The sequence below is a fragment of the Streptomyces sp. NPDC001787 genome (genome assembly GCF_040297465.1).
GTDB lineage: Bacteria > Actinomycetota > Actinomycetes > Streptomycetales > Streptomycetaceae > Streptomyces.
Genome location: NZ_JBEOZE010000049.1, coordinates 22,606 through 37,528, shown reverse-complemented (window position 1 = coordinate 37,528; position 14,923 = coordinate 22,606). Strand labels below are relative to the sequence as shown.

11 protein-coding genes and 1 riboswitch are annotated in these 14,923 nt (G+C 72.4%); of the genes, 4 read left to right on the top strand and 7 right to left on the bottom strand.

The genetic code is table 11. From position 1 onward, the window contains the following. Window positions 1-91: 91 nt before the first annotated feature. Window positions 92-1,165: a hypothetical protein gene (locus tag ABT170_RS38585; protein ID WP_329944865.1), complete on the bottom strand. Its 1,074-nt coding sequence runs from the start codon at window positions 1,163-1,165 to the stop codon at window positions 92-94. 96 nt (window positions 1,166-1,261) lie between these two features. Further along, window positions 1,262-4,867, bottom strand: a complete 3,606-nt coding sequence (gene cobN / locus ABT170_RS38580) for a cobaltochelatase subunit CobN (protein WP_351875570.1) — start codon at window positions 4,865-4,867, stop codon at window positions 1,262-1,264. 101 nt (window positions 4,868-4,968) lie between these two features. Beyond that, a riboswitch (cobalamin riboswitch) is annotated at window positions 4,969-5,047 on the bottom strand. 282 nt (window positions 5,048-5,329) lie between these two features. Here cobN and cobG point away from each other — a divergent pair. The 3 genes from cobG to ABT170_RS38565 all read left to right on the top strand — a co-directional run bounded on the left by cobG (window position 5,330) and on the right by ABT170_RS38565 (window position 8,932). Further along, window positions 5,330-6,628 (top strand): precorrin-3B synthase, encoded by a 1,299-nt coding sequence (gene cobG / locus ABT170_RS38575; protein WP_351875568.1) that lies wholly within the window; start codon window positions 5,330-5,332, stop codon window positions 6,626-6,628. A gap of 136 nt (window positions 6,629-6,764) precedes the next feature. Further along, entirely contained in the window at window positions 6,765-7,391 is a 627-nt protein-coding gene (locus ABT170_RS38570) for a precorrin-8X methylmutase (RefSeq protein ID WP_266932458.1), read from the top strand. Then, window positions 7,391-8,932 (top strand): precorrin-2 C(20)-methyltransferase, encoded by a 1,542-nt coding sequence (locus ABT170_RS38565; protein WP_351875565.1) that lies wholly within the window; start codon window positions 7,391-7,393, stop codon window positions 8,930-8,932. Before ABT170_RS38570 ends, ABT170_RS38565 begins: the two co-directional genes overlap by 1 nt. Before the next feature lie 119 nt (window positions 8,933-9,051). Here the strand turns inward: ABT170_RS38565 and ABT170_RS38560 are convergent, their stop codons facing one another. Next, window positions 9,052-9,807: a cobalt-precorrin-6A reductase gene (locus ABT170_RS38560; RefSeq protein ID WP_329944958.1), complete on the bottom strand. Its 756-nt coding sequence runs from the start codon at window positions 9,805-9,807 to the stop codon at window positions 9,052-9,054. 23 nt (window positions 9,808-9,830) lie between these two features. Here ABT170_RS38560 and ABT170_RS38555 point away from each other — a divergent pair, with 23 nt between their 5' ends. Then, entirely contained in the window at window positions 9,831-10,982 is a 1,152-nt protein-coding gene (locus tag ABT170_RS38555; RefSeq protein ID WP_351875563.1) for a cobalt-precorrin-5B (C(1))-methyltransferase, read from the top strand. Window positions 10,983-10,987: 5 nt separating this feature from the next. Here the strand turns inward: ABT170_RS38555 and ABT170_RS40755 are convergent, their stop codons facing one another. The 4 genes from ABT170_RS40755 to ABT170_RS38530 all read right to left on the bottom strand — a co-directional run bounded on the left by ABT170_RS40755 (window position 10,988) and on the right by ABT170_RS38530 (window position 14,708). Further along, on the bottom strand, window positions 10,988-12,145 hold the full coding sequence (locus ABT170_RS40755; RefSeq protein ID WP_502970633.1) for a hypothetical protein: 1,158 nt from the start codon (window positions 12,143-12,145) through the stop codon (window positions 10,988-10,990). Window positions 12,146-12,324: 179 nt separating this feature from the next. After that, the gene (locus ABT170_RS38540) at window positions 12,325-12,993 is read right to left on the bottom strand and encodes a YdcF family protein (RefSeq protein WP_351875555.1); all 669 of its coding nucleotides are present in this window, start codon (window positions 12,991-12,993) and stop codon (window positions 12,325-12,327) included. A gap of 104 nt (window positions 12,994-13,097) precedes the next feature. Continuing rightward, the gene (locus ABT170_RS38535; RefSeq protein ID WP_351875552.1) at window positions 13,098-13,949 is read right to left on the bottom strand and encodes a helix-turn-helix domain-containing protein; all 852 of its coding nucleotides are present in this window, start codon (window positions 13,947-13,949) and stop codon (window positions 13,098-13,100) included. Between the two features lie 12 nt (window positions 13,950-13,961). Then, complete coding sequence (locus ABT170_RS38530) at window positions 13,962-14,708, bottom strand: DUF6879 family protein (protein WP_351875549.1); 747 nt, start codon at window positions 14,706-14,708, stop codon at window positions 13,962-13,964. Between the last annotated feature and the right edge of the window lie 215 nt (window positions 14,709-14,923).

Sequence of the window (14,923 nt, the reverse complement as noted above, 5' to 3'; positions counted from 1 at the left end):
CGCGCGCCGCGCGCCGATAGCCCCTCTGCCCCGTAGCCCCTTGCCCCGTAGATCCGGAGCCCTTCTGCCCCGTACCCCGTCCGCCCCGCGCTCAGTTCGGGTGGCGCTTCGTGATCCTGCCCTGCGCGTCCGCCTCCAGCGACGCCTTGGCGCCCCCGCCCGTCACCGACACCCGGATGGTCAGGGCCCGGTCGCCCGATGCCGGTTCCACGTCGATGCGCCAGGCCCCGGGGTCGCGCACGCCCAGGGTGTTCCGGGCCTCGCGCACCAGGCCGGGGAAGAGTTCGTACGGGAGCGTCCGCAGGTCGATGGCGTGCATTCCGTCCTGCGGCCCGCCGGCCTCACCGCTCACCGCCATGCGGTGCTCGTCGATGGAGAGGTCGGCGACCGTCGGCGTACCCACCCGCGCCGTCAGCGATTCGGCGGTCTCGCGCATCCGGCCGATGTCCAGCATCGACGACGTGGGCCCCGACACCGTCGTGGACGACGAGAAGGTCGTGGAGGAGGACGAGGACGACTTCGCGCCTGCCGAACCGTCGTCGGCGAACAGTTCGCCCCGGAACAGCAGCACGACGACCGCCGCGCCGATCAGAAGCCCCACGAGCCCGCCGAAGCAGCCTGCCCGGCTCCGGACCGGCGCGGCCACCCGGCTGGACTCCGGCGCCGAGTCCGCCTTCTCCGTCTCCGCCCGACGCGCCCACTCCGGCGACGGCCGGGTGACGATCTCGACCTCCCACGGCTCGTCGGGGCGGTACTCGACCACGGTCATGCCCTGCGGCCGGTAGGTGGGGAGGTCGACCAGGTTGACCGACTGGCTGGTGGTGACCCGGTACGCGGGGCGGTCCTCCGGGGCCACCGTCAGATCGAACCTGACCGGGACGTCCGCCGACTCGCCCCCGATGGCGCGCAGGTCCTCGATCAGCGCGAGTGCCGTACGGGTGACCGGCTTCCCCCTCCTGGCCTTGATCCAGCTGTCCACGACCAGCAGCACCGTGACGGTGACCACCTGGAGCCCGGCCCCCAGCAGGAGGAGGGGCACCCGCTCCAGGACGACCCCGGAGACCATGCCCGCCAGTGCGGCACCGGTCGTCCCCCCGGCCAGGAATCCGCGGATCAGGGCTATCGGCCCCGTGGTCTCTTGCAGCCCGGAATCAGTCGTCCCCATGGACGCGATTGTGCCGTGCGGGGAAGGGCACCACCGGTGGTTCGCCCCACTCCGGTGATCCGGTCCGCCTCCGGACCGGATCACTCCGGACCCCTGTCAGTCCTCGCCCTCCAGGTTGCCTTCCGTCTCCAGGAAGACCTGGCGCAGCGCTTCGAGCACCGCCGGGTCGGGCTTGGCCCACATCCCGCGCGACTCGGCCTCCAGGAGGCGTTCCGCGATGCCGTGCAGGGCCCACGGGTTGGCCTGCTGGAGGAACTCCCGGTTCGTCGGGTCCAGGACGTACGTCTCGGTGAGCTTGTCGTACATCCAGTCGGCGACCACGCCCGTCGTCGCGTCGTACCCGAAGAGGTAGTCGACGGTCGCGGCCAGCTCGAAGGCGCCCTTGTAGCCGTGGCGGCGCATCGCCTCGATCCACTTGGGGTTCACGACCCGGGCGCGGAAGACGCGGGACGTCTCCTCGACCAGGGTGCGGGTGCGGACGGTCTCGGGGCGGGTGGAGTCCCCGATGTACGCGGCCGGCGCGGTGCCCTTCAGCGCGCGCACGGTGGCGACCATGCCGCCGTGGTACTGGAAGTAGTCGTCCGAGTCCGCGATGTCGTGCTCGCGGGTGTCGGTGTTCTTCGCCGCGACCTCGATCCGCTTGTACGCGGTCTCCATCTCCTCGCGGGCGGGCCGGCCGTCGAGCTCGCGCCCGTAGGCGTATCCGCCCCACACCGTGTAGACCTCCGCGAGGTCGGCGTCGGTGCGCCAGTCCCGGGAGTCGATGAGCTGGAGCAGGCCCGCGCCGTACGTACCGGGGCGGGAGCCGAAGATACGGGTGGTGGCCCGGCGTTCGTCGCCGTGCTCGGCCAGGTCCGCCTGGGTGTGGGCGCGTACGTAGTTGTGCTCGGCCGGCTCGTCGAGCGAGGCGGCGAGCCGTACGGCGTCGTCCAGCAGACCGATGGTGTGCGGGAACGCGTCGCGGAAGAAGCCGGAGATGCGCAGCGTGACATCGATGCGGGGGCGGCCCAGTTCCTCGTACGGGATCGCCTCCAGGCCCGTCACACGGCGCGAGGCGTCGTCCCAGACGGGGCGGACGCCGAGCAGGGCGAACGCCTCCGCGATGTCGTCGCCCGCCGTGCGCATCGCGCTGGTGCCCCACAGGGACAGGCCGACCGAGGTGGGCCAGTCCCCGTTGTCGGTGCGGTAGCGCTCCAGGAGCGAGTCGGCGAGGGCCTGTCCGGTCTCCCAGGCGAGCTTGGAGGGGACGGCCTTCGGGTCGACCGAGTAGAAGTTGCGGCCGGTCGGCAGCACGTTGACCAGACCGCGCAGCGGGGACCCGGACGGGCCCGCCGGGACGAAGCCGCCGTTCAGCGCGTGGACGGCGTGGGCGAGTTCGTCGGTCGTCGCGGCGAGGCGCGGCACGACCTCGTGCGCGGCGAAGCCGAGGATGTCGGCGACGGCGGCGGGGTGTCCGGCGGCCACCGCCTCGACGGCGGCCGGGTCCCAGTCCGCGTCCTCCATCGCCTGGACCAGGGCGCGGGCCTGCTCCTCGATGTCGTCGGCGGCGGTGCGGGTGGCGGCGGACTCGTCGAGGCCGAGGGCCTCGCGCAGACCGGGCAGGGACGCCGTACCGCCCCAGATCTGGCGGGCGCGCAGGATCGCCAGGACCAGGTTGACGCGGTCCGGACCGGCCGGGGCGGTGCCCAGGACGTGCAGACCGTCGCGGATCTGGACGTCCTTGATCTCGCAGAGCCAGCCGTCGAGATGCATGATGAAGTCGTCGAAACCCTCGTCCTCGGGGCGGTCCTCCAGCCCCAGGTCGTGATCGAGCTTCGCCGCCTGGATCAGGGTCCAGATCTGCGCCCGGATCGCCGGGAGCTTCGCCGGGTCCATCGCGGCGATCTGGGCGTGCTCGTCCAGGAGCTGCTCCAGCCGGGCGATGTCGCCGTAGCTGTCCGCGCGGGCCATCGGCGGTACGAGGTGGTCGACCAGGGTGGCGTGGACGCGGCGCTTGGCCTGCGTACCCTCGCCCGGGTCGTTGACCAGGAACGGGTAGACGAGCGGGACGTCACCCAGTGCCGCGTCCGGGCCGCAGGACGCGGACAGGCCCGCGTTCTTGCCGGGCAGCCACTCCAGGTTGCCGTGCTTGCCGAGGTGGATCATCGCGTCGGCGCCGAACCCGTTGTCGTCGGCGGACGCGGCGATCCAGCGGTACGCGGCCAAGTAGTGGTGCGAGGGCGGCAGATCGGGGTCGTGGTAGATCGCGATCGGGTTCTCGCCGAAGCCGCGCGGCGGCTGGATGAGGATGAGCAGGTTGCCGCGCCACAGGGCCGCGAGCACGATGTCGCCCTCGGGGTTCACGGACCGGTCCACGAACATCTCGCCGGGCGCCGGGCCCCAGTGCCGCTCGACGGCCTCGCGCAGATCGGCGGGGAGCGTGGCGAACCAGCGGCAGTAGTCGGCCGCCGGGATCCGCACCGGGTTGCGTGCCAACTGCTCCTCGGTCAGCCACTCCTGGTCGTGGCCGCCCGCCTCGATCAGGGCGTAGATCAGCTCGTCGCCGTCGCCGGAGACGAGGCCGGGGATCGCGTCCTCGGGGCCGAAGTCGTACCCCTCGGCGCGGAGCCGGCGCAGCAGCGCGACGGCGCTGGCCGGGGTGTCGAGACCGACGGCGTTGCCGATGCGGGAGTGCTTGGTCGGGTACGCGGACAGCACGAGCGCGATCCGCTTCTCCGCGTTCGGGATGTGGCGGAGCCTGGCGTGCCGTACGGCGATGCCGGCGACCCGGGCGGCGCGCTCGGGGTCGGCGACGTACGCGGGCAGACCGTCCTCGTCGATCTCCTTGAAGGAGAACGGCACGGTGATCAGGCGGCCGTCGAACTCCGGCACCGCGATCTGGGTGGCGGCGTCCAGCGGGGAGACGCCCTCGTCGTTCTCCTCCCAGGCGGCCCGGGGGCTGGTGAGGCAGAGCGCCTGGAGGACGGGCACATCGAGACCGGTCAGCGCGCCCGCGTCCCAGGACTCGTCGTCGCCGCCCGCCGACGCCTCGGCGGGACGGGTGCCGCCCGCCGCGAGCACGGTGGTCACGATGGCGTCGGCGGCGCGGAGTTCATCGATCAGCTCGGGCTCCGGGGTACGCAGCGAGGCCACGTACAGCGGGAGGGGGCGGGCCCCCGCGTCCTCGACGGCCGTGCACAGCGCCTCGACGAACGCGGTGTTCCCGCTCATGTGGTGGGCGCGGTAGTACAGCACGGCGACGGTGGGCGCCGACGCGTCGGTCTCCCGGGCCGTCCGCTCCAGCGGGCCCCACGCGGGGGCCGGGGCGGGCGGCTCGAAGCCGTGGCCGGTGAGCAGCACGGTGTCGGACAGGAACCGGGCCAGCTGGCCGAGGTTGGCGGGGCCGCCGTGCGCCAGGTACGCGTGTGCCTCGGCGGCGATGCCGATGGGCACGGTGGACGCGGCCATCAGCTGGGCGTCCGGGGCCTGCTCGCCGGTCAGCACCACGACCGGGAGGCCCGCGGCCAGCAGCTGGTCCAGCCCTTCCTGCCAGGCGCGTACGCCGCCGAGGAGACGTACGACGACGAGGTCCACGCCGTCCAGGAGCTGCGGAAGGCCGTCCAGCGGGAGCCGGGAGGGGTTGGCGTAGCGGTAGCTGACCGGGCCGTCGGAGGCGCGGGCGCTCAGCAGGTCGGTGTCGGACGTCGACAGGAGCAGGATCATGCTGCGTCAGGCCTTCCTCGGGGTGTCCACGCCCCGGGCGGTGTCGAAGTGGGCTCCCCGGTGCTCAGGCGGACCGGGTCGGTCCGAGAGCGTGGGGAAGGGAGTTCCTGACTCGCCCGGCCGCTGTGTCGGCCGGGCTCACAGTGGCGGGACCGCGCCGGATTCTCACCGGGCTTCCTCCCCTGTCGCCGTCTGGCGATGACGGACCGTATGGCCCGCCGCCTGCATCCTAAGCGGGTGGGGTGCGGCAGTGGGTGGGCGCGGGTGCGGAAGGTTGGCGCTGCCCGTGGTGGAGGGCCGGGCTGCGCGTGGTGGAGGGCCGGCTGGAAGGCCGGTGGGTTGGAGTTGGGGGCCGGTGCGACCTGGGGCGGGTGGGGGCGGTGGGATGGAGTTGGGGCCGGTGCTGCCCGTGGTGGAGGGCCGGAGTTGTAGGTCACAGGGAGCGTGGGGTGGGCGGTCGGTATGCTCGCCGCCATGTCCGATTCCGCCCTCTCGCCCCGGTCCACGGGTGCCTCCGCCGTCCCGAGCGGTGGCGATGCCTGTCCGGGAACGCTGAGGCTGCACCGGGCGGACGACGGTGCGCTGGCGCGGGTCCGGGTGCCCGGTGGAGTGCTGACCGCCGACCGGGCCGAGGCCCTGCTGACGGTGGCCGGGCGGCTCGGCGACGGTGACCTCCATCTCACCTCACGGGGCAACGTCCAGCTGCGCGGGCTGGCTCCCGGCTGCGGGGCGGAGCTGGCCCGGTCGCTGGGCGACGCCGGGCTGCTGCCCTCCGAAGCGCACGAGCGGGTGCGCAACATCGTCGCCTCGCCGCTCTCGGGGATCGACGGCGGCGGGCTCCCGGACATCCGTTCCTGGCTGACCGGGCTGGACGCGCTGCTCTGCGGGAGCGAGCGGGCGACGGGGCTCTCGGGCCGTTTCCTGTTCGCGCTCGACGACGGCCGCGGCGATGTGGACGCCCTCGGCGCCGATGTGACCCTGATCGCGGACGGCGCGGGCGCGCTGCTGCGGGTCGGGGGCGACGACGCGGTGTTCCGGCTGCCCGCCTCCGACGGTCCCCGCGCCGCGCTCCTCGCCGCCGAGGTGTTCCTCGGCCTGGCCCGGGAGACCGGTGCCTGGCGGGTGAAGGACCTGCCCGACGGAGCCCGCGCCGCGCTGCCGGACGAGGTCGCGCGGCGGGTCCGCCCGCAGGGCCCGGCCGTCCACCGCGAACGCCCGCGCGCCGCTCGTCCCCCGGCCCCGGGTGCGGTGGCCGGGCCGCACGGCCGGACCGCGCTCAGTACCGGCGTACCGCTCGGGCGGCTCGGCCCGGCGCAGTGGCGGCTCCTCACCGGGATCGCCCGGCACCGGGGCTCCGGCGAACTGCGGCTCACCCCGTGGCGCGGGGTGGTCGTCCCCGGGCTCCCCTCGCGGGATGCCCCGCAGGCGCTCCGTACCCTCGCCGACGCCGGGCTGATCACCGGGCCCGACTCCCCCTGGACCGGCGTGGGAGCCTGCATCGGGCACCCGGGCTGCGCGAAGTCCCTGGCCGATGTGCGGGCCGAGGCGGGGGCCGCCGTCGGACCGCTCGGGCGGCTACCTGTGTACTGGTCCGGGTGCGAACGCCGGTGCGGCCATCCGCACGGGGAGTGGATCGACGTGGTGGCCACCGCGGACGGGCACCGGATCTCGCACGTACGGGGGGACCGCCGCGAGGCTCCGGTGACGGTCCGGGACGATCCGGCCGCGCTCGCCGCCGCGGTCGCCGAAGCCCGTGCCTGACCGGTACACGGCACGGTCACCGGCACCGGTGACCGTGTACGCATAGCCCAGCCCAGTCCACCAGCCCCGCCCCGCCCCGACCCGTTCCTGTCCCCTTGTCCCCTGTCCCCTGGACGAAGAAGAAAGCGACAGCACTGTGCATCAGTACGAGAAGGACGGACCGGCGATCTACCGCCAGTCCTTCGCCACCATCCGCGCGGAGGCGGATCTGGCCGGTCTGCCCGCCGATGTGAGCCAGGTAGCCGTCCGGATGATCCACGCCTGCGGCATGGTCGACCTCGTACGCGATCTCGCTTTCTCCCCGGACGCCGTGGCCCACGCCCGTACGGCGCTGCGCGCCGGCGCACCCATCCTGTGCGACGTGGCCATGGTCGCCAGCGGGGTCACCCGCAAGCGGCTCCCGGCGGACAACGACGTGGTGTGCACCCTGTCCGACCCGGCGGTGCCGGAGCTCGCGGCGAAGATGGGGACCACGCGCAGCGCGGCGGCCCTGGAGCTGTGGCGCGACCGGATGGAGGGCGCCGTCGTGGCCGTGGGCAACGCGCCCACCGCCCTGTTCCGGCTGCTGGAGATGATCGAGGAGGGCGCCCCGCGCCCCGCCGCCGTCATCGGGGTCCCGGTCGGCTTCATCGGTGCCGCCGAGTCGAAGGAGGCCCTGGCGGCCCACCCGTCCGGCCTGGAGCACCTGATCGTGCGTGGCCGCCGCGGCGGCAGCGCGATAGCGGCGGCAGCGCTCAACGCGATCGCCAGCGAGGAAGAGTAGTGAGCGACAGCGTGAGCAAGGCAGGCAAGGCGGGCAGGACGGGCAGGCTCTACGGCGTGGGGCTCGGTCCCGGCGACCCGTCCCTGATGACCGTACGCGCCGTCCAGGTCATCGGCGAGGCCGATGTCGTGGCGTACCACAGCGCCCGGCACGGCCGTTCCATCGCCCGTTCCATCGCCGCCGGGCACCTGCGCGCCGACCACATCGAGGAGGCGCTGGTCTACCCCGTCACAACGGAGACCACGGACCACCCGGGCGGCTACCGGGGCGCCCTGGAGGAGTTCTACGCCGAGGCCGCGGCCCGGCTCGCGGTGCACCTGGACGCCGGGCGCACCGTCGCCGTGCTCGCCGAGGGCGACCCGCTCTTCTACGGCTCGTACATGCACATGCACAAGCGGCTCGCGGACCGGTACGACACCGAGGTCGTCCCCGGCGTCACCTCGGTCAGCGCCGCGGCGGCCCGGCTCGGCACACCGCTCGTCGAGGGCGAGGAGATCCTGACGATCCTGCCCGGCACGCTGCCCGAGGAGGAACTGACGGCCCGCCTGGCGGCCACGGACTCCGCGGTGGTGATGAAGCTGGGCCGTACGTTCCCGGCGGTGCGCCGTGCGTTCGAGGCGTCGGGGCGGCTGCCCGAGGCCCGGTACGTGGAGCGCGCCACGATGGCCGGGGAGCGCACCGGCGACCTGGCGGACGTGGAGGCCGGTTCCGTCCCGTACTTCGCGGTCGCCGTGCTGCCGAGCCGGATCGACGCGGCCCGCCCCGAGCGGGCGCCGGGCGCGGGCGAGGTGGTCGTGGTCGGCACCGGACCCGCCGGGCCGCTGTGGCTGACGCCCGAGACGCGCGGGGCGCTGGCCGCCGCCGACGACGTGGTCGGGTACACGACGTATCTGGACCGGGTGCCGGTACGGCCGGGCCAGGCGCGCCACGGCTCCGACAACAAGGTCGAGTCCGAGCGCGCCGAGTTCGCCCTCGACCTGGCCCGGCGCGGGCGGCGGGTGGCCGTGGTGTCGGGCGGCGACCCCGGCGTCTTCGCCATGGCGACGGCCGTACTGGAGGTGGCCTCGCAGGACGCCTACGCGGACATCGCGGTACGGGTCCTGCCGGGAGTGACCGCGGCCAACGCGGCAGCCGCCCGCGCGGGCGCCCCGCTCGGCCACGACTACGCCACGATCTCGCTGTCCGACCGGCTCAAGCCGTGGGAGGTCATCGCGGAACGGCTGCGCGCGGCGGCGGCGGCGGACCTGGTGATGGCCCTGTACAACCCCGGTTCGAAGAGCCGGACCTGGCAGGTCGGCAAGGCGCGCGACCTGCTGCTCGAACACCGCTCGCCGGACACGCCCGTGGTGCTCGGCCGGGACGTCGGCGGGCCGGCCGAGAGCGTGCGTACGGTGCGGCTCGCCGATCTCGACCCGGCGGAGGTCGACATGCGGACCATCCTGATCGTGGGCTCGTCGCAGACGCGGTGGGTGCGGCGGGGCGGCGACGGGCAGCAGATCGTGTGGACACCGAGGCGGTACCCGGAGGCCACGGAGGACTAGGAGGCCGGGCAGGCCCCGGAGGCCAGGCGGCCGGGCAGCCGGGCGGCCGGGCAGGCCCACAAGGCCCTCGAAGCCCTGGAGGCCTCGGAGGCCCGGGAGGGCCTGGAGGGCCCGGCGGCCTAGGGTCTGCCCACACCTCGCAGCCAGGCCACGGCCTCCTCCGGGGTGGCGGCCACCGGGACCCCCTCGGGGACGGGTGGCCGCCGGACCACGACGACCGGGATACCGGCCTCGCGGGCGGCGGTCAGCTTCGGGGCGGTCGCGTCGCCTCCGCTGTCCTTGGTGACGAGGACATCGAGGCGGTGGCGGCGGATCAGCTCCCGTTCCCCGTCCAGGGTGAACGGCCCCCGGTCGAGCAGCACCTCCATCCGGGGCGGGCAGGGCCCTTCCGGGGCGTCCACCGAGCGCATCAGGAACCACAGCGCGTCCAGCCCGGCGAACGCCGCGAGCCCCATCCGGCCGGTCGTGAGGAACACCCGCTCCCCCAGCGCGGGCAGCAGTTCCGCCGCCTCGTCCAGCGACCCGGCCGGGTGCCACCGGTCGCCGTCCCCGGGTACCCAGCCCGGCCGGCGCAGCGCCAGCAGGGGAACATGGGCCGTGGCGGCCGCGACGGCCGCGTGGAAACTGATCGTCCCGGCGAAAGGATGGGTGGCGTCGATGAGCGCATCCACCTCGTGCTCCCGCAGCCACGCGGTGAGCCCGTCCGTGCCGCCGAAGCCGCCGATGCGGACCTCGCCCGGCGGGAGCCTCGGTCCGGCCACCCGCCCGGCGAGCGAACTGGTCACCCGGATGTCCCCGCCCGCCTCCCTGTGCTCCGCCAGGGACTCGGCGAGGCGACGGGCCTCGGTCGTCCCGCCGAGGACGAGCACATGCATCACCATCACCACGGTCCCTCTCCATGAGCAGCGAGGCCCCCATGAGCGGTGAGCCGCAGAGCAGCGAGCCGCAGGGCGGGCGCAGCGCACAACTCAAGCACACCGGTCTGCGGCCGGGATGGACCACCGGGGCCTGTGCGACGGCGGCGACGACGGCCGCGTACACGGCACTGCTGACCGGCACCTTTCCCGACCCGGTGACCATCACCCTGCCCAGGGGGCAGACGCCCGCGTTCGCGCTTGCGGTGGAGGAGCTGTCGGACGGGCCGGAGCAGGCCGCCATGGCGGGGGTGGTGAAGGACGCGGGCGACGACCCAGACGTGACGCACGGGGCGCTGGTACGGGCCACGGTGCGGAAGCTGCCGCCCGGGTCCGGGGTGGTGTTCCGGGCGGGGCCGGGCGTGGGCACGGTCACGCTGCCCGGACTGCCGCTCGCGGTCGGGGAGCCCGCGGTCAATCCCGTACCCCGGCAGCTGATGCGCGAGCACGTCGCCCGGGTGGCGGCGGAGCACGGCGGCACGGCGGATGTGGAGATCACCGTCTCCGTGGACCACGGCGAGGAGATCGCCCGTTCCACGTGGAACGGGCGGCTCGGCATCCTGGGCGGCCTCTCGATCCTCGGCACGACCGGCGTCGTGGTGCCGTACTCCTGCTCGGCCTGGATCGACTCGATCCGGCGCGGGGTCGATGTGGCGCTCGCCGCCGGGCTCACGCATGTGGCGGGCTGCACCGGTTCCACCTCGGAGAAGACCGTGGTGGCCGAGTACGGGCTGCCGGAGATCGCCCTGCTGGACATGGGGGACTTCGCGGGCGCCGTGCTGAAGTACGTGCGCAGGCATCCGGTCGCACGGCTCACGATCTGCGGCGGGTTCGCCAAGCTGTCGAAGCTCGCGGCCGGACATCTGGACCTGCACTCCGCCCGCTCCCAGGTCGACAAGGGGTTCCTCGCCGAACTGGCCCGCCACGGCGGCGCGGACGAGTCCCTGGCGGCGGAGGTCGCCGTCGCCAACACGGGGCTGGCGGCACTCCGCCTGTGCGAGGCGGCGGGCGTCCCCCTCGGCGACCTGGTGGCGGCCCGCGCCCGCGACGAGGCCCTCGCGGTGCTGCGGGGCGCGCCGGTCGCGGTCGACGTGATCTGCATCGACCGGGCGGGGGCGGTGGTGGGCCAGGCGTAGGCCCCTCACGTGCTGAAGGTGGCCCCGGAGGCGGCAGCGGCGAGCCGCGCCCGCCACCCGCCCGGTTCCCGCCCGGCGTCCACGGCCGCCGCCGCGTCACCCGCGAGGTCCACGCCGAGGTCGGCGGCCCTTCTGGCGGCCCAGTGCGCCCAGGCTGCGGCCTGTTGGCACTCCGGGCACTCGGTCTCTCCCGCCAGGGACCGGAAGACATGCTCGGGCCCGGGTCCTCGGCAGGTGATCAACGGGGGAACGTACCGGGGAGCGACGGGCCGAGGCGGCGAGGCCTCAGGACACGCCACGCCCGCAGGGGACGAGGCCTCGGGACACGCGGCCCCAGCGGCTCCCGCAATCCCTGCGGCACCCACGGCACCCACGGCACCCACGGCTCCCGCTGGGACGGCAGGGACGACAGGGACGGCAGGAGCGTGACGCTCCCCCTCGGGCATCTTCTGCACCAGCCGGTGACGGAGGAACCCCACGGCGGACCGGACCCCGCCGGGTGGCAGATCGCTGGTCAGTACGCGCCGGAGCTCACCGCCGGAGATCCCGCGCCGCAGCCACTCGACGGCCTGCCCGACGAGAGCACGGGCCTCGGCGACACCGAGGTGCAGATCGCGATGGGAATGCCGCAACGACAACAACACCCCCTCCGCCTCAGCTTCTTCGGGCAGCGGGCTGTGAGCACCGCTTTCCGCGTCGGCCGCTTCGGTGGGTGGGTGGGATGTGTTCTTCTCCCGTTCTTCGTCTACCGGTAGTTGGTGAGCAGTTGTCCGAGGGGCCGGTTGGCCGACGGTCGGAAACTGCGTACTCGGAGGCATTCCGACGTCGACACCCGCCTCCCACCAGACGGCGAGGGCGTCCGCGTCGGTCAACGGCACATTGGAGAAGAGCTGATGAGTGATCCACAGCCCCCGCTCTCCGGTGACCCGCCGCTCATGAACGAACCCGAGGCCGACGAGCTGTTCCTTGGCCCTCTGGAACGCGCGCCCCTTGAGACCCAGCTTCCGTGCGTGCTCGCTGAGCGGCAGATGCGTCCGGTCGTCGGGGAGCCCCTGGATGTACAGGAGAAGGATCTTCGCGTCGCTGCAAAGACCCGGATGACGCACGATGTCGTGCGAAGCCTTCGTATAGCGCCGAACCGGCGCGGTAGCATGCCAAAGCATCCTGGTGGACTCGTTTTCCACTCGTGGGTGAAGGCCTCCGGACCGGTGCTGCTAACACCACCGGGGGCCGCCCCATGTGCGCATACGCACAGAGGGTGATGATGCGATCACGGTACCGCAGCCGGGGGCACGTTGCGGACAATCCGCTCAACACCCCACGGCTGCCCGGGGCGAGGAGATCAGATCCTCAGGAGACGGCTGTCGAAGCCGTCAGCGAGGAGATACTCGTACGCGGCATGCACGTCCTCCGGGACGTCCTGCTCGATGGCGATACCGAGCTTCGGATACTCGACCACCCGCTGGAGGTCGCCGACGAGCATGTCCAGGACGAGTCTCTCGTCGCCGATGCTCTTGAGATAGTCGTCGAACTCCAGCGGCTCCGAGGCACAGATGATCTCGATCTCGGGCCACAGTCTGCGGGCGGTGGCGAAGGATCGCCGCTCCATATAAGGCTTGGAGACCAGCAGCACGCTCTTCGGTGTCATCCCGGCAACAGCCAGCACCTCGCGGGAGAAGGTGATGTTCTGCCCGGTGTTCCCGGCGTGCGGTTCCAGCAGGATCACCGAAGCGGGAACACCGAGACCGATGGCGTGCTCGCGGAAGTGCACGGCCTCACCGCGCGGGAACACCTTGGCGGTGGTGGGGCTGTTGCCGCCGGTGAAGACCAGGTGCGGGAAGAACCCGGCGTGATACAGCTCGGCGGCGAACGCGGCCACTCCGAGGTCGTGACTGCCCAGGCCGATCGCCACGTCGGCCGGCCGGGCCTCGTGATGCATCTGGTGGTAGTCCCAGATCTGCTTGGCATGCCGCCACTGGTCCTCGGTGAGGGCCCGTTGGTTGTCTCTCACGCGTGTATCTCCCTGGTCACCGTTGCCGGGGCCCGGTCAGCCCCTCGCTCATGGCCTTGACGCTCTCGATACTGCGCAGTTGGTGCACGGAGTCCGGACCGCGCTCAAGGCGTGTTCAATGCGCGCCTGGCCGCGTTGATGACGTTGTGGGCTTCGGCACCGTGGACAGCCGACCCTCGGAGGGTCTTCCAGACCTTCGTGTACAAGGCGACGTTGTCGGAGTCGTCCAGCCACAGCTCGGCGTGCCAGTCCTCCGCGACGACCAAGCGGTCATCAAGGACCCAGAAGCCATTGGCAGGCACGATCTTGACGGACGCCGTGAACGGGACAATGCCAAGCTCCACCGTGTCCATCCCGATCACACCTGTGAGGCGATCGAGCTGAGAGACCAGCACAGAGGGAGGACAGATCAGCGAGCGCAACGCGGCTTCCCATATCAACACGTGCAGCTTGCGACCGGGCCGGTACAGCCACTCCTGCCGCCGCGCCCGGGAGCGCACCGCGTCCTCGATGTCTCTGGCTCCGCCCAGCAACTCCGAATAGCGCTGGATGACGTGGCGCGCGTAATCGGGAGTCTGCAGCAGCCCGGGGACCACCGACTCTTCCCAGATCCACATCTGTGAGGTGCGGTCGATCTCCGCGCTCAGCCCCTCGTGCAGCGGCTTGAAGCCGTTCGCCAGCGCACGACGCCAAGACCTGATGTGGGACTCGAACCCGGCCAGTCGCGCCGCGAGTTCGGCATACGCGCCTGGCTGCTCGGTCGCGTCGGCCCACGACCTCAGATCCGCGGGGGTGGCCGTCTGTCTGCCGTTCTCCAGCTTGCTGACCTTGGAGCCTGGCCAGTCGAGCCGCTGCGCGAGTTGCTGACCGGTGAGCCGGCCTCCGGGACGCGAGAGGCGGAGTTCACGCAGCCGTATCCCCAAGGCCGCCCGTGCCTGTTGATAGTCAGTACTCACCGGTCACACGCACTATGTGATCGGAGCCACCTGCGTGGCGAACTGGCCGAACGGCACGGCGTGGTGCATCGCCGCGTCGCGCGTGACGGCATAGCGCACGACGTCGGCCGGCTCGGTGATCAGCTCGATGTTCAACAGCTTGTCTTCGTCGTCGAAGTGCAGCAGGGCAACCAGGCGCGAGTCGAAAATCCAGAAGTCCTCTGTGGGCAGGCCGACCGCATCCTCGCGCCAGAGATAGCGGATGTCCTCGCCGACAGCCGCGTTGTGCCGGGCGTAGTCGAGCAGGAACAGCTGTTCCATGGTTGGCGGGTTGTCGGCGATGCGGACACGGCCGACCTGCTTGCCCGCGTCTGTCTGGACCCGGATGTTGACGAACCATGACTCGGTGGGGTCGCAGGGCGAAGAGCCAGTGGCCAAGAATGCCTGAAAGTCGGGGTCCTGTCGGTCCGACGCGTAACCGCGCCGCGTCTCAAGACGCCAGGCGGTGTGCTTGAAGGTCTCGAAGAGGCGCCGGAAGGTAGCCCGGTCGACAATCTCCGGCACCCGCTCCATCTCCTTCGGTCCCCAGTTCACGAGCAGCTCGCGCGGCACGGCGACCGCCGCGTCGCCCGGCCCGAAGTGCTGGAGCTGTGCGAGGTCTCCGGGATCGGTAACGGGTGTGCCCTGAACGATGATCTCTCCGGTGCCCTCGTCCGTGTGCAGGGCGGGGCAACCATCGACCTTGCTGTCCGTACCCGTGAAGCGCAACTGACGAGTCATGACGCTCTCCCTTCCAGGGGTGCTGAGCCAACAGCATGGCCGGGGCCTCGGCTCGGGCACTACGAGGTCAGGCAGGGCCCAGGAGAAAGAACCAGCAATCTTGGCAGGGCATCGAGCAAATTCGAGAAAACAGCATATAGCCCGTCAACCCCGCACTTCTAGCATCTCGTTCATGGGCTACGAAGGGACCGGACGTGGCCGCCCCTGGCCGACAT